Origin of the sequence: Enterovibrio coralii (assembly GCF_001559595.1) — a bacterium.
Lineage (GTDB): Bacteria > Pseudomonadota > Gammaproteobacteria > Enterobacterales > Vibrionaceae > Enterovibrio > Enterovibrio coralii.
Window position 1 is genome coordinate 38,313 of the sequence record NZ_LNTY01000054.1, and the last position, 21,859, is coordinate 60,171.

Below are 21,859 nucleotides of genomic sequence, written 5' to 3' on the forward strand. Positions count from 1 at the left end.
CCTCGATTACTCGATGATGATCAGTGCTTCGTCAAACTCAACGGTCTGGCCGTCTTCACACAGGATTGCCTTAACCACACCCGCTTTGTCAGCTTGGATTTGGTTCATCATTTTCATCGCTTCAACGATACACAGAGTGTCACCAACGTTTACAGATTGGCCAACTTCAATGAACGATTTCGCTTCTGGGCTTGGTGAACGGTAGAAAGTACCTACCATTGGAGACAATACTTTGTGACCTGCCACTTCTGCTGGTGCAGCAGGAGCTGCTGCCGCTGGTGCTTCTGCTGCTACTGGAGCTGGAGCTGGCGCAGGAGCTGCTGCTTGTACTGGTGCAGCGTAAACTTGTGCAGGTGCAGCGATAGGAGCGGTCGCACGGCTGATGCGTACCGATTCTTCACCTTCAGAGATTTCTAGCTCAGCGATACCTGATTCTTCAACCAGTTCAATCAGTTTTTTGATCTTGCGAATATCCATGGTGTCTTATCTCTTCAATATGTTGTTCAGTTGGTCTTTGACTGCAGACGGCTTGCCGCTGCCCTCAAAGCAAATTCGTAGCCATCTGGTCCTAGTCCCACGATGACGCCTTCGGCTTTATCGGAGAAGTAAGAGTGATGGCGGAAAGGTTCACGTGCGTGAACGTTGGACAAATGCACCTCAATAAAAGGGATGCCAACAGACAGAATTGCGTCTCTGAGTGCTACACTGGTGTGCGTGAAGGCGGCTGGGTTAATGATGATGAAATCAACATTGCCCATTGCTTGATGGATGGTTTCAATCAAGACATGTTCCGCATTTGACTGCACGTGCGCCAGATTCAACTGGAGTTGTGAAGCGAGCGCGGTCAGATCGAATACGATCTGGTCGAGAGTCTTCTGTCCGTAGTGTCCTGGTTCTCTAACGCCCAGCATGTTGAGGTTGGGGCCGTTGAGAAGTAAAACGTTGCGATTTTCTGTCATCTTGATCGCTTTGTTCCTGTTCTTGTTGCGAAAAGTCCCTAATTTCTGCTTTCTGGCACCAAGTGGTTTGAGAACCGTAAAAATGGCACTCCAGCCATGTACTGAATCGCAATTATAGAGAAATCACCGCAAATGGCAGCAAAATACTGGTCTTATCAGACATATTTTGCCATTTCCGGATATAGATTACCGTCTTATGACATAGCGTTTGCGTAAAGAGTTCAGAAAATAAACAGTTCTGAGAAAGAAAGTGTTAAATCCGTCCCACATTGCGCGCTATCAGCGAATTTCGGCGACGTTTCTGTAAAGTTGACCGTATGCTCACCCGTCAAAAGGGTGAGAAATAGACACAAAAAAGGCCGCAAAATGCGGCCTTTTCATTATCAATGGGCGATTAAACCACGCTCGATTTCTCAGCGATAAGCTTATCAACCACGCTTGGATCTGCCAGCGTAGATGTATCACCCAAGCTGCCAGTATCACCCGTTGCAATCTTACGCAGAATGCGGCGCATGATCTTACCTGAACGTGTTTTCGGCAGGGCATCTGTCCAGTGAATGAAGTCAGGCGTTGCGATAGGACCAATTTCCTTACGCACCCAATCTTTCACTTCTTTGGTCAGCTCCGCGCTTGGCACTTCACCCGCGTTAAGCGTGATGTACGCGTAAATCGCCTGACCTTTAATGTCATGCGGTACGCCTACGATCGCCGCTTCAGCAATCTTGTCGAACGCAACCAGTGCAGATTCGATTTCTGCAGTACCCATGCGGTGACCTGATACGTTCAGTACGTCATCCACACGGCCAGTGATCCAGTAGTAACCGTCTTCGTCACGACGTGCACCGTCACCGGTGAAGTACATGCCTTTAAAGGTAGAGAAGTAGGTTTGCTCAAAGCGCTCATGGTCACCGTTAACGGTACGCATTTGGCCCGGCCATGAATCCAGCATCACCAAGTTACCTTCGGTGGCACCTTCGATGATGTTACCCATGTTATCAACCAGCGCAGGTTGAACACCGAAGAACGGACGGGTTGCTGACCCTGGCTTCAGGGCAGTTGCACCTGGCAGTGGGGTGATCAAGATGCCACCAGTTTCGGTCTGCCACCAGGTATCCACGATAGGACACTTGCTGTCGCCGATTGTCTTGTAGTACCACTCCCACGCTTCTGTTGATAGGCTCACCTACTGAACCATGATACGCAGCGAGTCACGCTTAGTACCTTCCACCGCTTCGTTGCCTTTCGCCATCAGCGCGCGAATGGCAGTAGGTGCAGTGTAAAGGATGTTAACTTGGTGCTTGTCGACCACTTCGCTCATGCGCGCGGTGGAAGGGTAGTTCGGCACACCTTCGAACAGAATGGTTTTAGCGCCGTTCGCCAGTGGTCCGTAAATCAGGTAGCTGTGGCCGGTGATCCAACCCACATCCGCCGTACACCAGAACACTTCGCCTTCTTGGTAATCGAAGACATATTTGAAGGTCATGGTGGCGTAAACCAAGTAGCCACCTGTGGTGTGAAGAACGCCTTTTGGCGTGCCGGTAGAGCCTGAGGTGTAAAGGATGAACAGAGGATCTTCTGCGTTCATCTCTTCTGGTTCACAGTTATCGGAAACAACTGCTGTCGCATCATGCCACCATACGTCGCGGCCAGACACCCACTCAATGTTGTTGCCAGTGCGTTGGTAAACCACCACTTTCTCAACAGAATTAACGGCAGGGTTTGCCAGTGCCGCATCTACGTTTTGTTTCAGCGGTACCGCACGGCCGCCGCGCACACCTTCGTCGGCTGTTACGACCACTTTGGCGTTAGAGTCGACAATACGACCCGCCAGCGCTTCTGGAGAGAAGCCACCAAATACGATGGTGTGAACCGCACCGATACGAGTACATGCAAGCATTGCGATCGCCGCTTCCATGACCATTGGCATGTAAAGACAGACTACGTCGCCTTTGCGCACGCCTTGGCCTTTCAGAGCATTGGCGAACTTACACACTTCGATATGCAGTTCGTTGTAAGTCAGGGTTTTGTCATCGGCTGGGTCATCACCTTCCCAAATCAGCGCCACTTGGTCGCCTTTGGTTTCAAGGTGGCGGTCGATACAGTTTGCAGACACGTTGAGCGTGCCGTCTTCAAACCATTTGATATCGACGTGGCCGGTGTCAAAAGAAGTGTTCTTCACCTTAGTGAAAGGTTTGATCCAGTCTACGATCTTGCCGTGCTCACGCCAGAACCCTTCAGGGTTAACAACAGACTGTTGGTACATTTCACGGTATTGGTCGTTGTTTACGTGGGCTTTTGCTTCAATGTCCGGCATGACCGGGTGCAGGTGAACCTCACTCATTCTCTTTCTCCTTGTGTTCCTGCGTTGTGCTTTTGAGCACATCCTTTTTTTTGACTGCAGTAATCGAAACCAACCAGACGAATCGTTGAGTCGCTTCTGACTCATTACCTACTCAGATTGGTATAAGACAGGGTACGGTAATCCAATTGCGTCCTAATAAGGTCGGTCAGTTGGGGTTTCTCGACAATTAGACTTTAGGATGACACTTACGATTTCTCTGAGAATTGTGAACCCACGCCACTGAACTCGTGTTCTGCCTCGCATTTGAATGCAAGGTGTTGCGCACAATTTAGTAATAAGTGGGGATTGGCACATCCCCGTATTTTAAACGCACGTAAATCAAGGCCGCACTGATGGCGTCTTGAAGTGCATCATGCCGTCCAGACAGTGGCAGTTCTAAGTGGTGTCCTATCGCCTCCATACTCAAATCATAGTAGGCATTTGGCAGGGCTTGTTCTAAACGCTTGCGATACATGTCGCTCACTTCCACTTCTGCGTTGGGCAGCTTAAATCCGAGAAGACGTTTGGCGTAGCGATCGAGAATGGTTTTGTCATAGTGAATGTAATAACCCACGATGGGGCGGTTGCCGATGTAATTAATCAGCCGAAGCATGGCATCTTTCTCACTGATGCCGTTAACCAAATCCTGATGACGAATGCCATGCACTTTGACCGATTGCGCATTGAGCGAAGACGGCGCGCGTAGTGACAGGACCAAAGGCTCACTGGTCACCAGCGTGTTGCCGCGAATTTTAATCGCAGCGATGCTGACAAGTTCCGCCTTATGAGGGTCTAGGCTGGTGGTTTCGCAATCGAGGGCAACCAGTTCTTCATGCGAGGGCTTGTCGAATAGCGGCGCATAGATGGTCTGTCGGTACTTGTAGCGATACCAATATCGGGTGAAAGGATTCATGTTAATCCCTCACCTGATAGTGAGAGGCCAAGCGCTCTTTAAAGCGTTTGACGACAGACAGGCAATCTCGCAATAAGTCGCGTTCACTGCGGGAAAGCCTCGACACATCGAGTTGATTGCTGCCGTGGCTTTCGCTATCGAGTTGTTGTTGCAGGCGTGTTTTGACGAAAAGCTTCAAGGCCTCAGCCAAGTTGCTCGCCGTTTCTTCATCCAACGCATTACACGCGGTAAGCGCAGTAAGACGCTCGAAGGTGTTGGTTTCCGTGAGGCCTTTTTCCAGTGCCAGCGTGCGAATGCCGTGAACAAGCGGGAAGATGCCACCTTTTTTGATATCCAGCCCTTCCTTTTCTGTCTTGAGGCTACCGAAAAGCGTCAATGGCACGCGAAAAGCAAGGCAAGGACGCACGAAAGTGTTGAGGGCGAGCATGTTGCCTGACAAGGTTTCACGAAGGCGTTGCATCACGGGGTCTAACAAGGCTTTATTGCCCGCAACGGCTTTGCTGTCAGCGATGATGGCGAGATCCATCAAACTGCGTTCATCGGAGATTTTGCAAAGTGCACTGATGGTGGACTTCCACTCTGATTGCGATTTCACCCAGCGCGGATTATTGACCATTACGCCACCTTTACACGGCGGATAGCCGAGTCGGTTTAGCACTTCACTGAAACGGTCCATGTAATGTTCAATGTCAGGCCAATGGGTGTCGTCAGCCAATACCAGCCCGTTGTCTTGATCGGTTTTGAGGATCTGCTCACCGCGTCCTTCCGACCCCATCACAAACAGGCAGCACTTGGACTGAAAGGCTTCCGGCATGGTGAGTTGAAAGGCTTTTTCGATGATTTGCTCGTTAACGGCAGAAATCAGCTCCATCACAAACGGTGTGTGGATGCCATTATTGGTGAGCGTCGCCACCAGTTGCTGTTGGTTGTTGGCAGCGAGAGCGAGTTCCTCAATGGTATGTGCGCGATTGATTTGCAGCGTTAACACGTGAGAATGGGTCGAGAAAAGACTCAGCACTTGGGTCATGTCGAGCATGCCGACCGTTTCACCGTCCTTGGTGACGCGCACGCGTTTGACGCGGTCACGGGTCATCAAAATCATCACGTTAAACAGGTATTCACCAATCTCGACCCCAATGACTGGAGATGTGGCGATGTCGCCAACCGGATCGGTCAGGGCTTTTTCATCTTCGACTAGCGCATGAAGCAGGTTAGTGCGGGTGATAATACCCACCTCGCTCTCTCCGGTTTCTAAGGCAACCAAGGCACAATCTTGTCGATGCCTTCTCAGCATACGTGTCACATCGTGAATCGAGGTGCTGTGCGCGATGGTTTGAATCGGCTGGATGTTGCTTTCATCGACTTCAGTCAGAATAAATTCGGCGAGATTTTGTTGCTGCTGCGCTTTTTCCATCAGCCGTTTGCGTTGGCTAAAGCTGGTACTGAAGTAGTCAGAAAAAGCCGTGTTTTCCCGATGGAGCGTCATAAACACGCGCTTGGGGAGGACATAACATAAGGTGTCTTCGACGGCGCGGTAGCGGTGGTGCGCGTGGCCTTTAATCAGAGCTTTGGCGTTGAACAAATCATCCTTTATGTACTGCGCCTGCACCTCTTTAGTCTCTGGGTGAATTTCTTGAACCCGCCCTTTAATAACCACATAGAGAGACTCGTTCGCCTGTTCCTTATCAATGATCACATCGCCACGGCGAAAATACGCCACATCTAATGAAGACGTCAGCAATTTCGCTTGTTGCCCATTTAAACGGTTGAATGGTGGAGAGGAGAGATCAAAGGGTTCAGGCATAGGTCTTTCCTTTACAAAAACATACGCAGTATTTGCATCATCGTCTTCACTCAGTGTGTCCTAGCAAACCAGAGCGCGCCAGCCGACTTTAGTCTATGAAAATAGGCAGTGTCAGCGTGATTTTGGAACTAAACTCGCTGTAAGTTAGACCGCTTCGCTGTCAAAATAGCCGCAACTTTTTCAGTGCTTTTCTAGGATGCAATTCGTTGAACATTTTCCGTCCCTCTCCCTTTTCATGGTTATCCATTTATTACGGGACATTCTTCTTCGCCTACGGTGTTTACTTGCCGTTTTGGTCGGTGTGGCTCGCCTATATGGGGCTATCCGCTGATGACATTGGTATCGTGATTGGTGCGGGTGTCATGACCCGCTTTGTGATGAACCTTTGTGTCACGCCGCGTTTTCACCTGCCAACGCACTTGTTGCCCGCCATCCGGCTTTTCTCCTTTGTCGGTGCCATGTTCGGTTTTCTTCATTTGGCGGCGACGCCAGATTTATTGTGGCTGACCGTTTTATCCGTGCTGATCAACTGCTCGATTGGCCCTTCCGTGCCTGTGTCAGATGCACTCGCGAATCACTACAACCAGCGTAATCTTTTGGATTACGGAAAAACCCGCTTGTGGGGATCGCTTGCCTTTGTGCTGGGCTCTACCGTAACGGGCAAGATGGTGGAAGTGTTTGGCCCGCAAGCCATCATTTTGCTAGCGGCGTTTGGTTTATTGGCAACGGGGTTCTGGACGCTTCTGAAACCAAGCGTGTTGCCAGAAAACGACACGGCAACCCAACCTGTCAGGCCGAAGCTTTCTGCGGTGATGCGTTCGAAAGAAGTGCTGGTTTTTGTGCTTTTGGTGTCGCTCATCCAAGGTAGCCATGCTGCGTACTATGCGTTCAGCTCTGTCCACTGGATTAAGTCAGGGGTATCAGACGCGGTTGTCGGCTACCTCTGGAGTATCGGTGTGGTGGTGGAAGTCACTATGTTTGCGCTAAGCCGTCGTCTGTTTGGCCATTGGCAAGTGCAATCCTTGTTTCGCCTCGCGGCTCTCGCTGTGATTGTTCGCTGGGGACTGACGGGCTGGTCAATCGACGTGGGTGTGCTGGTGTTTGCACAATCGCTGCATGGCGTCACCTTTGGTTTGGCGCACATTGCGGCCATGCGCTATATCCAGCATCAACCGTCTGACAAGTTGATGGCGATGCAAGCTTTGTACAACGCGATTCCGCTGGGCGCAGTGATGGCGATCCTTACCATGGTGAGCGGCGAGCTTTATTCATGGTTACAAGGTGATGCTTTCTACGTGATGGCGGCGTTGGGTGTGCCTGCGTTGTTCCTGACCTTACCGAAAAATCAGGAGCAGAACGTCGGGGTTACCGCGAAATCTGCAGAAATCGCGCAAGGGGAGTAGAGAGCTCCATCACGGCGCGAAAGCGTGGCGTTGTTGTGATGCGAGTGTCATGGTAAACAAGCACTTGGATGAACAACGCGCCTCGCTTTGAGGCCGTTACCCATAACTGCATATCATGGAAGGATTTATGTCAGTAGGATGGATAGTGGTGCCGGTGGCACTGGCGTATTTAGGCGTTTTGTTTCTAATCGCCTGGTATGGGGATAATCGCCCGCGATGGCTGCGTGGCTGGCGACCCTATATCTATAGCCTTTCCATCGCCGTTTACTGTACGTCTTGGACCTTCTTCGGCACCGTTGGGCAGGCGTCGAGTCAGCTTGGTCCTTCCTTCCTATCTATCTTGCTCCGATCCTCGTATTCACCATTGGCTGGCGTTTTCTCGCCCGCATTATTCTGATCGCTAAGCGCGAGCACATTACCTCCATTGCTGACTTTATCGCGGCGCGCTACGGAAAATCACAAGGCTTAGCGTCATGGTCACCATCATCGCGGTGCTCGGTATCTTGCCGTATATCGCGTTGCAGCTTCGTGGCATCACCATGGGGCTGGATGTAGTCGCGCCCGATATCGGTAAAGAAGCAGGGCTTAATCAGGGACAAATTGCTTGGTTGGTGTGTGTGTCGTTGGCGATGTTTACCGTCCTTTTTGGGACACGACACATCGATTCGACAGAGCACCACCGCGGCATGATGATGGCGGTGGCGTTTGAGTCCATCGTCAAGCTAGTGGCATTTTTGGTCGTCGGTGTGTTTGCTGTGACCTTGCTGTGGGAAGCACCCGTGCCTTTGCCTTCATTAAAAGAAACCAACGTTGTCGGCACGCCGCAATGGGGCTCTTTATTGGTGCACACCATACTCACCATGGCGGCTATCATCTGTCTGCCGCGCCAGTTTCATACCATGGTGGTGGAAAATGCCCGGGCGCAGGACTTGCACACGGCGCGTTGGGTGTTCCCGGTTTACTTATTGTTGATGGGGATGTTTGTACTGCCGCTGGCTTATGCAGGGCAAGTGTTCCTGCCGTCAGCATCTGCCGATACCCATGTGATTCAACTGCCGCTCGCGATGGGCAATGAAAGTATCGCATTATTGGCCTTTTTGGGCGGCGCATCGGCGGCCAGTGGCATGGTTATCGTTTCTACCATCGCTTTGGCCATCATGGTCTCTAACGATCTGGTGTTGCCACAGTTGCTGCGCCGGATGCGCATTTCCAACCGCAATTTCACCCAATTCTCTGGGCTTCTCCTCAATGTCCGCCGCGCGCTGATCTTCCTGCTTTTGATTGCAGCGTGGGGCTTTTATCAGCTCATCCTCGAAGTGCCTTCACTGTCTGCGATTGGTTTTCTCTCCTTTGCTGCGATAGCGCAGTTTGCACCGCCGCTGGTGGCGGGGATTTACTGGCGACAAGCCAACAAGAAAGGGGTCTATGCCGGGCTTTTTGCAGGCTTTATCGTTTGGCTGATGACCTTGATGATGCAAACGGGCATGTTGGCCGGGGACGCGCACAGCAACTTGGTGCTGTGGATTCTATCGCCGCCAGACGTGCCGTTTTTCCGCTCCTTGAGTCCGGTGGATTGGGGCATGGTGCTGAGCGTTATGGTCAATACCGCCTGCTTTGTGGTGGTTTCAATGGCCACGCGCCCTTCGCTAAGCGAACGCTTACAAGCTGCAAGCTTTGTCGGCACGCCGCTGCCAGAAGGGGATGATTCCAGCCTTTATCAAAGCCGCGTGACAGTGGCAGAGCTTGAAATGCTGGCGGCACGTTTGTGGGTCGCACCCGCATGCGCCAAACTTCCGCATGTTTGCCGAGCAGCGTGGTGAAACCTTATTGCCGCAGCAACAGGCCAGTGCAGCTCTGATTCGTCATACCGAACGTGTGCTCGCCGGTGTGTTTGGAGCGTCGTCAGCCAAGCTAGTATTAACCTCGGCACTGCAAGGTCGAAACATGCAGCTTGAGGAAATTGCCACTATCGTCGATGAAGCCTCCGAGCTGTTCGACTTTAGCCGCGGTCTTTTACAAGGTGCGATCGAGCATATCAGCCAAGGTATTTCGGTGGTGGATAAACAACTCAGGCTGGTGGCATGGAATCAACGGTATGTTGAGCTCTTCAAGTTCCCGCCCGATCTTATCCAAGTGGGCAGACCTATTGCGGATGTAGTGCGCTATAACGCAGAGCGTGGTTTGTGTGGTCCGGGTGATATTGAAGAGCACGTAGAAAAGCGTGTCTCTTACCTTCGCCAAGGCTCGTCTCATACCTCATCGCGCGTACACCCCGATGGACGCGTGATTGAGGTGCAAGGCAACCCCATGCCGGGCGGCGGCTTTGTAATGAGTTTTACCGACATCACTGCCTTCCGTGATGCCGAAGAAGCCTTGAAGCAATCGAATGAAACATTGGAAGCGCGTGTTGTTGAGCGTACCCAAGAGCTTGAAACCCTGAACCGCCGACTGTTTTCTGCCACGCGAAAGCCGAGCAAGCGTCGCAATCGAAAAGCCGACTCTTGGCGGCGGTAAGCCATGATCTGATGCAGCCGATGAACGCGGCGCGCCTTTTCGCTTCCTCTCTCAGTGAAATGGCACAGGATAAAGATGTGCAGAAGATGTCTTCACACATCGAAAGTGCGCTGGGGGCGGCGGAAGATCTTATCAGTGACTTGCTTGATATCTCTCGTCTGGAATCGGGCAAGATGAAAGCCAAAGTGAGCGACTTCTCGATTGATGAGGTGTTTTCCACCTTGGCAGCTGAGTTTGGCATGATTGCCAAAGAGCAGGGCGTGGATTTTCGCGTTCAACCAACCGGCATTCGTATCCGCTCGGATAAGCGTTTGCTCCGTCGCGTGCTGCAAAACTTCCTGACTAACGCCTTTCGCTACAATCCTAATGGCCGTGTACTGCTTGGAGCACGCCGCAAAGGCAACAAGGTGCGCATTGAGGTGTGGGATAACGGCCCCGGTATTCCTGAAGATCGCCAGCAAGATATTTTCAATGAGTTTACCCGCATTGATCGCAAAGGTGCGGAGCTTGGGCTAGGACTTGGGCTCGCGATTGCTCGCGGGATCAGCCGCATTCTCACCCAGCCGTTGGGGCTGCGCTCGTGGCCGGGAGAAGGCACCGTCTTTTCGATTACCGCTCACCGCGCGACGGTAATGCCTCTTGTAGGAGACACAAGCGTTGAAGCTGATGCGCAGCCGAAAAATAGCGAGCCAATGGCTGGGGTGCATGTCCTTTGTGTGGATAATGAAAAAGACATACTGACAGGCATGGAAAGTCTTTTGACGCGATGGGGTTGTCAAGTTCAGGTAGCCGAAGACATGGAGCAGGTGGAAAACCTGCTTCAAGATGGCTGGAATCCAAATGTCATACTCAGTGATTACCATTTGGCCCCGTCTCTCACAGGCTTGGATATTTTGCAGCGTTGTCGTGAGCTGCTCGGCGATGGGTTTACTGGCGCGATCATTACCGCGGATAGAACACCGGAAACGCGCCAGATGATCCGTGAGCAAGGATTTAGCTACATTGCCAAGCCTGTTAAACCAATAAAACTACGTGCACTGCTACAGCAGGGAGTGAACTGACCATGGAAGCTTTTTCAATACCGCGATTGGACACCGAAGCTGGATTGATCCGCGCCGAAGGGCTATGGGATCCGCTCACCGCAGAGATCCAGATTACCGAGCTGGCCATGATGGGGACAGACGGGTGGATGGACGTGAGCTTCTGGCTGACCGAGCAAGAGCACGAGGCGAGAGTGGCAGCAGTGATTAAAGCTGCCAAACTCTATCTCGTTTAAGTCAGTGTGAGGCGGGATTACTGGCTTTTCTGATCTTCTGTGAAGAAGGTTTTGTATTCCACGAAGGTTGTTGGTGCTTCGCCGTAGTAAAGGGTTCCCTGTGATTTCACCACCAGATGAAGCTCGCTTTCCTCATTGCTAGGGGCGGGCAAATCCACCATCCATTCTTGACCCGAAGCGTTGTTTTTCTCCATATCAACAGGAGAGGTTACCTGCTCTTTGCCTTGAACCAGGCCAATCTTGGCCCCTTCAAGCGGGAAATCTGAGGTCAATTTCAGGATCACGGCGTTTTCAGTCAGGGTTTCAGAGCGAAGCTCGACTTTGAAATCTCCGTTTACCATAGAGCACAGTCCGCTGGTGTAGCGACAGTTTGAACGTGCGGCGAGTTTGTAGGTTTCCCCTTCTTGTGCGGTAAGCGGCTTTTCACTCACTGCCAGGTCAACCCCGAAGTAGGCGATGATGGCCAAAATTGGCGCAACGATCATCGCTAAAATCACATGCTTGTTTTTAAACATAATTATTGGCGTAGTACGCTTCCATCCTTGGGCTTACGGCTAAACAATACCCTAGCCGAGAGATAAAAAAAGCCCCGAGCCGGGGCTTTTTCACGGTTACGTGACGCTTAGCAAAGCCGACATTTTATTAGTGCGACTGAGCATCACCTGCGCCTGATGGTACACGTACGTGTTCAACCAGATCTTTCACTTCTTGTGGGGTTTCCGCAGTTACGCGAGATACCAAGTAAGCCACACCGAAGTTGAACAGGGCACCGATTGCACCGAACGCGTTTGGTTCGATACCGAAGAACCAGTTGCTGCCCCAATCTTGCAGGTATTTCCAATCAGCAACAAACAGGATGCCTTTGTGTTGGAATACGTAGAACAGGGTGACACTGATACCTGCAATCATACCTGCGATTGCGCCTTCTTTGTTGATGGTCTTTGAGAAGATACCCATCATCAGAGCCGGGAAGATGGACGAAGCGGCCAGACCGAAGGCCAGTGCTACCGTACCGGCGGCAAACCCAGGCGGATTAAGGCCGAGGTAACCCGCGACACCGATAGCGAATATCATGGCTATCCGGCTCGCCATCAGCTCACTCTTCTCCGAGATATTCGGGTTGATAACACCCTTAATCAAGTCATGCGATACCGCCGACGAGATAGCGAGCAAGAGACCTGCGGCCGTTGACAGTGCAGCAGCCAGACCACCCGCAGCAACCAGTGCGATGACCCAGTTAGGCAGTTTCGCGATTTCAGGGTTCGCCAGAACCATGATGTCACGGTCAACTTTCAGCTCGTTCGTCGCGCTGTCAGAGGTGTACTGTATCTTGCCGTCGTTGTTTTTGTCATCGAAGCCAAGAAGTCCAGTTTTCTCCCAGTTCTTAAACCAGTCAGGACGCTCATCGTATGCCAGGTTTTGACCTGATGCTGGGTTTACTGTGTCCATCAGATTCAGACGCGCCATTGCAGCAACTGCAGGTGCAGTGGTGTACAGAATCGCGATGAAGAACAGTGCCCAACCTGCAGACGTACGTGCATCACGCACTTTCGGTACCGTGAAGAAACGGATGATAACGTGTGGCAGACCCGCGGTACCGATCATCAGAGACATGGTGTAGACAAACATGTTGAGTGTGTCGCCACGCACTGAGGTTGTGTATTCAGTAAAGCCGAGCTCTGTCACCACCTGATCGAGCCTGTCGAGCAGATAGACATCTGTACCTGCATGGTGCCGCCAAGGCCAAGTTGTGGCAGTGGGTTACCCGTCAGTTGCAGAGAAATAAAGACCGCTGGGATGGTGTATGCAAGGATAAGTACACAGTACTGCGCAATCTGGGTGTACGTGATACCTTTCATACCGCCCAATACCGCGTAGATGAATACGATACACATACCGATGCCAAGACCTGTTGCGTAGTCCACTTCCAAGAAGCGACCGAAAGCAACACCAACACCTTTCATCTGACCGATAACGTAGGTAACAGAGGCGATGATCAGACACACAACCGCAACGATGCGGGCAGTGTTGGAGTAGAAGCGCTCACCGACGAACTCAGGCACGGTGAACTTACCAAACTTACGTAGGTAAGGTGCAAGCAGCAGTGCCAGCAGAACGTAGCCGCCCGTCCAGCCCATCAAGAATACTGAGCCGCCGTAGCCCATGAAGGCAATCAGACCCGCCATCGAGATGAACGATGCTGCTGACATCCAGTCCGCCGCTGTCGCCATACCGTTAGCAACAGGGTTTACACCACCGCCAGCAACGTAGAATTCTTTGGTTGATCCTGCTCGCGCCCAGATGGCGATACCGATGTACAGGACAAATGTGGCACCTACAACGAGGTAGGTAATCGTTTTAAGATCCATCTTCCTTTTCCCCTTATTCGTCGTCTACGCCGAATTCGCGGTCAAGCTTTCGCATTTGACGCGCGTAAACGAAAATAATGCCGAGGAAGACATAGATTGAGCCTTGCTGGGCAAACCAAAAACCGAGTTTGTAGCCACCGATCTGAATCGTATTCAGAGCGTCTACAAACAGGATTCCACAACCGAACGACACGACAAACCAAATGGTCATCAGAATAACCATTAGCTTGAGGTTCTTGTTCCAGTAGGCTTGTGACTGTTCCTTTGTTTCGAACGCCATTGCCATCTCCTTATCAGACACGTTAACGGATTGTTACGCCCTGACAATAGCAGCGTTATTTCAAGGAAACACTGCAACTTTAGTCGACCGGCTTTTGGTCACAAAGCTTGTTATGTCAGGGTTTTATGTGATGACTGGCAACTATTGATGGTGTTAATGGGATGTTAAGTTAGCCAAAGGTCTAATAGGCTTTAGGCTAAGAGAAAATGGCGTGTCTGATAGAGGGCAAGGGAATGACTGCAACGAATGCAACGTATCAACCGGAAGTGGGAAAGTGGCATCAAATTAGGATGTTAGCGAGAAAAGCAAGGATCCTAACATTGAGGTTCGGCAGCTGCGCTTACTGATCTAGGTCGATCTGCTGCAGTAGGATCACCGCTTGTGTGCGGTTTTTCACACCCAGCTTTCTGAAAATCGCTGTCATGTGCGCTTTGATGGTGGCTTCTGATACGTCCAGCTCGTAAGCAATTTGCTTGTTGAGCAAGCCGTCTGACAGCATATTAAGCACTTTGTTTTGCTGTGGGGTTAGCGAGGCAATTTTCTCCAGCAAGGTTTCTTCTTCACTGGATTCACTAAAATCAATGCCTTCAGGGAAACAGGGCTCACCTTCAAGCACGGTATTTAATGAACTGACCAGCTCACGCATGTCGCTGGATTTGGGGATGAAGCCAATGGCTCCGTTGGCTTTGACCTGGCGAACGACCGAGGCTTCTTCACTGGCAGAGACCACCACGATAGGCAGTTCAGGGTATTGCGCGCGAAGTTGGATAAGACCAGACATGCCATTGGCACCCGGCATTTTAAGATCGAGCAGTAACAAATCGATGTCGGCTTCTTTTTCTAGCAACGCGCTAAGGCTGTCGAGCGAGTCGGCCTCTAACAAGTTGGCTCCACTGATCGCCATGTGCACCGATTGAAACAGCGCATTGCGAAACAGCGGGTGATCATCAGCGATGACGATAGTGTATTGAGCGTCCATAGCGAATTCGTTAATACCTCTTTAACAAAAACGCTAACACTCACAGAAGGATTGATCAATTTGCATAAGCGGGAAGTAAGAGCTTGATCCCCCGCCATTTGTGGGCAATGTCGGGAGGATCAAGTTTGTCTGCAATCAGCCTTTGGATTTAATCAGCTGATTTTGCTCAAGATGGGTAAGGAACGGGTTGGCTTCCATAAAACCCGTCAGTCGTGCTGCCGGTAGTGGGTCGCCGTTGGCATCCCAAAAGTCCAGTGTTGGTAGCCCTAAGACATTCAGAGACATCAGGAGTTTGATGTCTTGTGGACGGTTGGCCGTGACATCTGCTTGAAGCAACACAAAGTTTTGCAGCTCTGGCGCAACCTCAGCGTTGTGGAAGGTGTACTTTTCAAACTCCTTACATGCCACACACCAGTCGGCATAGAAGTCCAGCATCACGGGTTTGCCTGCGGCTTTGGCTGATGCCAGCTCGCGGTTGAGATCGTCAATGGTGGAGATTTTGATGAACTCCACCGACGGGACTTCTGCTTTTGCACTGGTGGTAAACATGGCGTTGTAGGTATACACCGCACCGCCACTCAACCCCAGAATGGCAATGATGCCCAAGGTGCTCGCCAGCTTGCCTGGCTGAAGTGTACGGCTGATGTGATACAGCCAGCCGAGCGAGACCAGCATCCACGCCGCCCACAACCACACGCTCACGGTTTCAGGTAGCAGACGCTCAAGCAAGAAGATAGGTGCAGCAAGCAAGACCAGACCAAAGAAGGTCTTCACGCGATCCATCCATGCGCCTGCTTTTGGCAGCAGCTTGTTGCCAAACATGGCGGCAAGGATAAGCGGAATACCCATACCCAGTGCCAGTGCGTACAAGGTGACAGCACCGGTTAGCAGGTCGCCACTTTGCGCCACATACAAGAGTGCACCGGAGAGCGGCGCGGTGGTGCACGGTGAGCAAATCAAACCGGAAATTGCACCCATGGAGAACACACCGAGATTGCTGCCACCTTGCTGTTGGTTGCTCATCTCGCTGAGTTTGGTTTGCAAACTAGCGGGTAACTGCAGGTTAAACACGCCAAACATCGACAGTGCCAGTAGGACAAACAGGCCGCTCAAGCCCATCAGCACATACGGATGCTGGAACGCCGCCTGAAACTGCAAACCCGCCGATGCCACTACCAAGCCGAGCAGGGTGTAGGTCAGTGCCATACCTTGCACATAAAGCATGGAAAGACGGAAAGTCTGACCGTGTGATTTCTTACCGCCACCCAGCACTATCCCCGTCAGAATGGGATACATAGGCAATACACACGGTGTGAAGGCAAGGCCAATACCCAATCCCAAAAACAGCAGCGGCTGCCACCAATTGTCACTCAGGCTACCGACTTGGGTTTGTGAACTGTTTGTCGCAGGTGCCACCTTATTGACTGTCGCGGGGCTTACTGAAGTTTGTACGTCTTGGCTTGAAGCTCAGTAGCCGTTTCGGTCTTGTTTGGTGTATTGCCTGAGTCAGACGCTGCGCCAGAGACCGTATAGAGCGGGATGGTGATGGATTCTGGCGGATAACAAAACCCCGCTTCCGCGCAGCCTTGATACGTCACTTTCAGCGACGAATTATCGGTTGATGCCAGCAATGGCACCGTCACCGTCAGAGGCTGTTTGTAAATCGATACTTCGCCAAAGAACTCATCGTGATACGGCTGACCTTGGCGCATATCCAAAGGCCCGATCTGGGCATCAGCACTCGGTGTGACTTCGATTTTGTCTTGGTAGAGGTAGTAGCCCGGCAGAACTTGCCAATCGAGGTAAACCCGATCGCCTTGCTGGGTAAAATTGAACGGAAACGCCTGATCGACAGGGACAAATGACGGCGCATTGCCAACCTGTGGAGTGGGGCTGTTGAACAGCGAAAACTCTGCTTTCGCTGGGAGGGCACTAAAAAGTGCTAGCGCAAAAATCGCGAATATTCGGGTGCCTATTGTCGACATGGCCTTCATCAAAATGGTTTAAGAATAAGCATTAAAGGAACTATATCACTGAGACCGGACAAGCCCGAAATCGTTTCCAGAAGAATGCAAATTTGAGGCAAAAGAAAAGGGCTCCGAGGAGCCCTTTCACCATAAGGTTTGGAAATTAGAGGACGATACCGCCGACCACAAAGCCCAGTGCCACTGAGGTGGTGATGGTCACCACGCCCGGAACAAAGAACGGATGGTTGAACACCAGATTACCAATGCGGGTAGAACCCGTGTCATCCATTTCTACTGCTGCCAACAGGGTTGGGTAGGTCGGCAGAACGAACAGCGCACTTACCGCTGCAAACGATGCAATCGCGGTGACCGGAGCCACGCCTATCGCCAGTGCAGCTGGCATCAACGCCACTGTGGTTGCGCCTTGTGAGTACAACAGCATAGATGCAAAGAACAGCACCAGTGCCAGCATCCATGGGTAGTCCTGCAGTAATGTGCCTGCGACTTCTTTGATGCCATCAACGTGGCCGTTAACAAATGTCGAGCCCAGCCAAGCCACACCCAGAACACAGACGCACGCAGTCATACCTGAGCGGAAAGTCGGTGCAGATGGGATTTTCGATGCGTCGATACCCGTCATGCCAACAATCAAGGTCGCGGCTGCCAGCATAAAGGTCATGATGGCTTCATTGCGGCCAAGGGTAGGGTTTTCAATCAGGCCAATCGAGTTAGAAATTGCCGCCGCGTAAGCCACAACCAGTACGATAGCTGCCAAGAAAATGTAGGTCGCTTTTTTCGCCGTTGGCGCGATTTCGCGTTTGGTTTCGCCTTGAAGCTTGATCAGACCTTTTTCCAGACGTTCTTGATAGATAGGGTCATCTTTTAGCTCACAACCCATAAAGTTCGCGACAAATGCGCCAACCATACACGCAATAAAGGTGGTTGGAATGCAAATCGCCAGAAGGGTCAGGTAATCCACGCCAACAGGGTCAAGAATGCCAGAGAAGAACACCACCGCTGCGGAGATTGGCGAAGCCGTAATGGCAATCTGAGAGGCAACCACGGCAATCGACAGTGGGCGAGAAGGGCGAATGCCTTGCTCTTTTGCCACTTCAGCAATCACTGGCAATGTTGAAAACGCGGTGTGGCCTGTGCCTGCCATCAGCGTCATCAAGTAAGTCACTACCGGGGCGTAAAACGTAATGTGTTTTGGGTTTTTACGGAGGAAGTTTTCGGCTTTTTCAACCAGCCAGTCGAGACCGCCAGCGACTTGCATGGCCGCGATGGCGGTGATCACAGACATGATGATCAGGATAACGTCGATAGGGATAAAGGTTTGGCTGGTGGGCATACCCAGTAGCAGTGAGAGGACGATGACACCTGCACCTCCGGCAAGTCCAATACCAATACCGCCAATACGTGCGCCAATAAAGATAAAGGCGAGTACGACGAATAACTCCAATACAATCATGGAATACTCCTGTTAAAGCTAAAAATCAAAAAGAACAAACGGAGCCACTGTCTTCGAGGTCAAACGGCCTTTATCACCATAGTGTTGGTGTGGATTTTAGAGCGCAAAAACGTCGAAATAAGTCTCTTCGTTTGGACTTTCGGAATTAGGGATGCGATATCAAAAAAGCGCGCGTAATGTAACACGGATTGAGTGTTGCACAGGGGTAAAAAAAATGGGTACTCGTTGAGTACCCATCTTGTTTCGAATTAGTTGTAGCGTTTTGCTTTGTACTGCGGGTGCATCAGGTTATCAATCGAGAAGATGTCATCCAGTTGCTCTTCGGTCAGCAGACCGCGCTCCAGCACAACGTCGCGTACGTTCTTGCCTGTTTCCGCACAGATCTTACCAACGATGTCACCTTCGTGGTGGCCGATGAACGGGTTCAAGTAGGTCACGATACCGATTGAGTTGAAAACAAAGGCTTCACAGATTTCTTTGTTCACAGTGATGCCGTTTACACACTTCTCACCCAGGTTCACACATGCGTTTGCTAGGATGTCGATAGATTCGAACAGCGCTTGGCCAATCACAGGTTCCATCACGTTCAGCTGAAGCTGACCCGCTTCTGCTGCGAAGGTTACCGTGGTGTCGTTGCCGATAACTTTAAAGCAAACTTGGTTAACCACTTCTGGGATAACTGGGTTTACTTTCGCTGGCATGATTGAAGAGCCCGCCTGCATTTCTGGCAGGTTGATTTCGTTAAAGCCCGCGCGAGGACCAGAAGACAGCAGGCGCAAGTCGTTACAGATCTTCGACAGTTTTACTGCCAGACGCTTCAGTGCGCCGTGAACCATTACGTACGCACCACAGTCAGAGGTCGCTTCAATCAGGTCTTCTGCCGGGGTACAGTTCAGGCCAGTCACTTCCGCCAGACGCTCAACCGCCAGTTGTTGGTAGCCAGCTGCTGCGTTCAGGCCTGTACCGATTGCGGTTGCGCCCAGGTTCACTTCCAGCAAAAGCTCTGCAGTGTATTTCAGGTTCTTCACTTCTTCTTTCAGAAGCACAGCGAAGGCATTGAATTCTTGACCCACAGTCATAGGTACTGCGTCTTGAAGCTGGGTACGGCCCATTTTCAGGATGCCACCGAACTCGGTGCCTTTTGCTGCGAACTCACCTTGTAGGTAAGTGATTGAGTCAACCAGCTTCAGAATGCTGTTGTATACCGCGATACGGAAACCTGTTGGGTAAGCACAGTTGGTTGATTGGCTCTTGTTCACATGGTCGTTAGGGTTAACCACGTCGTAATCGCCTTTTTCTTTGCCCATCAGTTCCAGAGCAAGGTTCGCAATCACTTCGTTCGCGTTCATGTTTACAGAGGTGCCTGCGCCGCCTTGGTAAACATCAGAAGGGAACTGATCCATGCACTTGCCTGTTTCCAGAATCAAATCACAGGCTTTGATGATGTAGTCGCCCACATCAGCAGGGATAACGCCCAGCTCTTTGTTCGCCATTGCCGCAGCTTTCTTGGTGAACACCATGCCGCGTACAAACTCAGGCACATCAGAAATAGTGGTCTTAGAAATATTGAAGTTTTCAACAGCGCGAAGAGTATGAATGCCGTAATACGCATCAGCCGGTACATGGCGTTCGCCAAGTAGGTCTTCTTCGATGCGAGTTGCAATTTGAGGGGTTGTCAGATTTTGTTCGAAATCAATCGTTTGTGACATGATATGGCCCTAAAAGAATTTTATATTGGTTATTCTGTTAGCCAACAAATTCGCTGTAGAGTCCATTCATTCAGAGAGTTTGGCCTGGGTATCCAGTTTTTTGTACCCGACGTATTGCAGGCAATTTTACTCGTACGTTACAGCAAAAACATGAGTGAGATCACCAATTGAGATTAAGAACCACGATTTGAATGGTTCTGTGATCACGATCTTCATCTCAATGATTCGGCTCACGCATTGTTAACTGTCTAATAATATTCATACACTTATCTTGTCACGCCGTGACACATCTTCACACTAATCACCCCTCAATCATTTCTCCATCCAGTGGTATGATGGGTTAGAAGATTAAAAGAGGTCCTTGCTGTGTTTCCTATTCTGCTCCTGATGTTCATTACGGTTCCTGTCATTGAAATCGCCCTGTTTATTCAAGTGGGTGGTGTGCTGGGACTTTGGCCGACCGTGGCGTTGATTTTGCTGACCGCGGTAGTGGGAGCGTCGTTGGTGCGAAGCCAAGGCCTTCAAACTCTGCTGACGGTGCAACAGCGTTTGCACCAAGGCGAATTGCCGGCACAACAAATCATTGAAGGTGTGATGTTGGCCGTTGCGGGTGTGCTGCTGCTTACACCAGGGTTTATGACTGATGCCATGGGTATGGCGGTGCTTTTACCATGGCGCGTGCGTGGCTGGCAAAGCAGTTGATGAGCAAAGTGAAGGTGGCAAACTTCCAAAGTGGCTTCCAACAACAAGGCCCGTTTGGCAACGACCCGTTCAACCAGCAAGGTCCGTTTCGTGACAACTCACAAGGCGGTAACACCTTCGAAGGTGAATACGAGCGCAAGAACGACGATGACAACCACCGTCTGCGCTAAGCCCTGACCGAATAGATAAAAAGCCAACCGAAAGGTTGGCTTTTTTTATGCCCGCGCGTACCACTGAGATTTGCCAAATTCCCAGCAGCAGATCTCACTTTAAATCTAATGTGGTACGAAATAAGTCGCCACTGTGACCATGAAAACATTGTGGGAATTTCGAAAGGCCATCTGATGGCAGGTTAGACTTTGGTCACGAAAAACCTATTTTCAAACAAGTACATTCCACCTGTATAGACAACTTATTAGCTGTATAAGCATGGTGAATTGTATGCTTTCAACCTTACTCTCCGAGCACCGTATTGCGGTGGTAGATTCTGTTGCTGACTGGAAAGACGCTATCCATCAAGTGTGTGCTCCGTTAGTGAAATCTGGCGACATTCAGCCTGACTATGAGTCAGCGATTGTCGACACCACAGAGTCTCTTGGCCCTTATTACGTGCTGGCGCCTATGATTGCCATGCCACACGCCCGTCCTGAGCAGGGCGTGAACAATAACGCACTTTCTCTTCTCGTCGTTCGTAACGGCGTCGAATTCCACAGTGAAGAAAACGATCCGGTGAAGCTTTTGCTTCTGCTGGCCGCGAAAGACAGCGATCAGCACATCGAGCTCATCACCAAAATCTCTGAGTTCTTCTGCTCCGACGAAGACGTACATGCCGTCACTGAAGCAAAGAACACACAAGACATCATTGAAATTATTAAAAAATATTGAGGGTAACACTATGCGTATCATGGCCGTTTGTAGCACAGGTCTGGGTTCTTCTTTCATGATCGAGATGAAAGTGAAGGAAGTTATGCGTGAGTTGGGTGTCGAGGCTGAAGTGAACCACACCGACTTGGGTTCAGTGACGCCAGACATGGCAGATGTGTTCATCTGTACCCGTGATTTGGCAGACAGCATTCATGCCGGTGACGTGATTTCTATTCCTAACATCACCGACAAGAACGCAATGAAAGAACAGCTCGTCGCTTACATGAACCGTTAATAGAGGGTTTCGC

The 21,859-nt window shown here is 50.9% G+C and carries 14 protein-coding genes and 5 pseudogenes; 6 read left to right on the top strand and 13 right to left on the bottom strand.

Annotation, left to right across the window (positions count from 1 at the left end):
• Positions 1-6: 6 nt before the first annotated feature.
• The 6 genes and pseudogenes from accB to ATN88_RS20030 all read right to left on the bottom strand — a co-directional run bounded on the left by accB (position 7) and on the right by ATN88_RS20030 (position 6,017).
• Positions 7-477: an acetyl-CoA carboxylase biotin carboxyl carrier protein gene (gene accB / locus ATN88_RS20010; RefSeq protein ID WP_067419411.1), complete on the bottom strand. Its 471-nt coding sequence runs from the start codon at positions 475-477 to the stop codon at positions 7-9.
• A 26-nt stretch (positions 478-503) separates the two neighbouring features.
• A complete protein-coding gene (gene aroQ, locus ATN88_RS20015) occupies positions 504-959 on the bottom strand; it encodes a type II 3-dehydroquinate dehydratase (RefSeq protein WP_067419412.1) in 456 nt (151 codons plus the stop codon).
• A 394-nt stretch (positions 960-1,353) separates the two neighbouring features.
• Positions 1,354-1,908 carry an AMP-binding enzyme gene (locus ATN88_RS29020; RefSeq protein ID WP_408607724.1) on the bottom strand — a complete coding sequence of 185 codons (555 nt, stop codon included), beginning with the start codon at positions 1,906-1,908 and terminating at the stop codon, positions 1,354-1,356.
• A gap of 9 nt (positions 1,909-1,917) precedes the next feature.
• Positions 1,918-3,405 (bottom strand): annotated as a pseudogene (locus tag ATN88_RS20020) (acetate--CoA ligase); the annotation flags it as partial.
• Between the two features lie 184 nt (positions 3,406-3,589).
• Positions 3,590-4,213 (bottom strand): 3'-5' exonuclease, encoded by a 624-nt coding sequence (locus ATN88_RS20025; protein WP_067419413.1) that lies wholly within the window; start codon positions 4,211-4,213, stop codon positions 3,590-3,592.
• 1 nt (position 4,214) lies between these two features.
• Positions 4,215-6,017 (bottom strand): DUF294 nucleotidyltransferase-like domain-containing protein, encoded by a 1,803-nt coding sequence (locus tag ATN88_RS20030; protein WP_067419414.1) that lies wholly within the window; start codon positions 6,015-6,017, stop codon positions 4,215-4,217.
• A gap of 206 nt (positions 6,018-6,223) precedes the next feature.
• On the opposite strand from ATN88_RS20030, the gene ATN88_RS20035 reads away from it, so the two are divergent.
• The 3 genes and pseudogenes from ATN88_RS20035 (at position 6,224) to ATN88_RS20045 (ending at position 11,210) form a co-directional block, all read left to right on the top strand.
• Positions 6,224-7,420 (top strand): 3-phenylpropionate MFS transporter, encoded by a 1,197-nt coding sequence (locus ATN88_RS20035; RefSeq protein ID WP_083539548.1) that lies wholly within the window; start codon positions 6,224-6,226, stop codon positions 7,418-7,420.
• Positions 7,421-7,547: 127 nt separating this feature from the next.
• Positions 7,548-10,995: pseudogene (locus ATN88_RS20040) on the top strand (hybrid sensor histidine kinase/response regulator).
• Positions 10,996-10,997: 2 nt separating this feature from the next.
• Positions 10,998-11,210: a hypothetical protein gene (locus ATN88_RS20045; RefSeq protein WP_067419415.1), complete on the top strand. Its 213-nt coding sequence runs from the start codon at positions 10,998-11,000 to the stop codon at positions 11,208-11,210.
• 17 nt (positions 11,211-11,227) lie between these two features.
• Here the strand turns inward: ATN88_RS20045 and ATN88_RS20050 are convergent, their stop codons facing one another.
• The 7 genes and pseudogenes from ATN88_RS20050 to aspA form a co-directional block, all read right to left on the bottom strand.
• On the bottom strand, positions 11,228-11,725 hold the full coding sequence (locus ATN88_RS20050; protein ID WP_067419416.1) for a hypothetical protein: 498 nt from the start codon (positions 11,723-11,725) through the stop codon (positions 11,228-11,230).
• Between the two features lie 127 nt (positions 11,726-11,852).
• Positions 11,853-13,579 (bottom strand): annotated as a pseudogene (locus ATN88_RS20055) (sodium:solute symporter family protein).
• Between the two features lie 13 nt (positions 13,580-13,592).
• Entirely contained in the window at positions 13,593-13,859 is a 267-nt protein-coding gene (locus tag ATN88_RS20060; RefSeq protein WP_067419417.1) for a DUF4212 domain-containing protein, read from the bottom strand.
• 340 nt (positions 13,860-14,199) lie between these two features.
• On the bottom strand, positions 14,200-14,838 hold the full coding sequence (locus ATN88_RS20065) for a response regulator transcription factor (protein WP_067419418.1): 639 nt from the start codon (positions 14,836-14,838) through the stop codon (positions 14,200-14,202).
• A gap of 135 nt (positions 14,839-14,973) precedes the next feature.
• Positions 14,974-16,823: pseudogene (locus tag ATN88_RS20070) on the bottom strand (protein-disulfide reductase DsbD).
• A 145-nt stretch (positions 16,824-16,968) separates the two neighbouring features.
• Entirely contained in the window at positions 16,969-18,276 is a 1,308-nt protein-coding gene (locus ATN88_RS20075) for an anaerobic C4-dicarboxylate transporter (RefSeq protein ID WP_067419419.1), read from the bottom strand.
• Between the two features lie 248 nt (positions 18,277-18,524).
• Complete coding sequence (gene aspA / locus ATN88_RS20080) at positions 18,525-19,985, bottom strand: aspartate ammonia-lyase (protein ID WP_067419420.1); 1,461 nt, start codon at positions 19,983-19,985, stop codon at positions 18,525-18,527.
• 366 nt (positions 19,986-20,351) lie between these two features.
• On the opposite strand from aspA, the pseudogene ATN88_RS20085 reads away from it, so the two are divergent.
• From ATN88_RS20085 to ATN88_RS20095, 3 genes and pseudogenes are all read left to right on the top strand, one after another.
• A pseudogene (locus tag ATN88_RS20085) lies at positions 20,352-20,857 on the top strand (FxsA family protein).
• Between the two features lie 271 nt (positions 20,858-21,128).
• Positions 21,129-21,572, top strand: a complete 444-nt coding sequence (locus tag ATN88_RS20090; RefSeq protein WP_067419421.1) for a PTS sugar transporter subunit IIA — start codon at positions 21,129-21,131, stop codon at positions 21,570-21,572.
• A gap of 10 nt (positions 21,573-21,582) precedes the next feature.
• Positions 21,583-21,846 (top strand): PTS sugar transporter subunit IIB, encoded by a 264-nt coding sequence (locus ATN88_RS20095; RefSeq protein WP_002536881.1) that lies wholly within the window; start codon positions 21,583-21,585, stop codon positions 21,844-21,846.
• Positions 21,847-21,859: the final 13 nt, after the last annotated feature.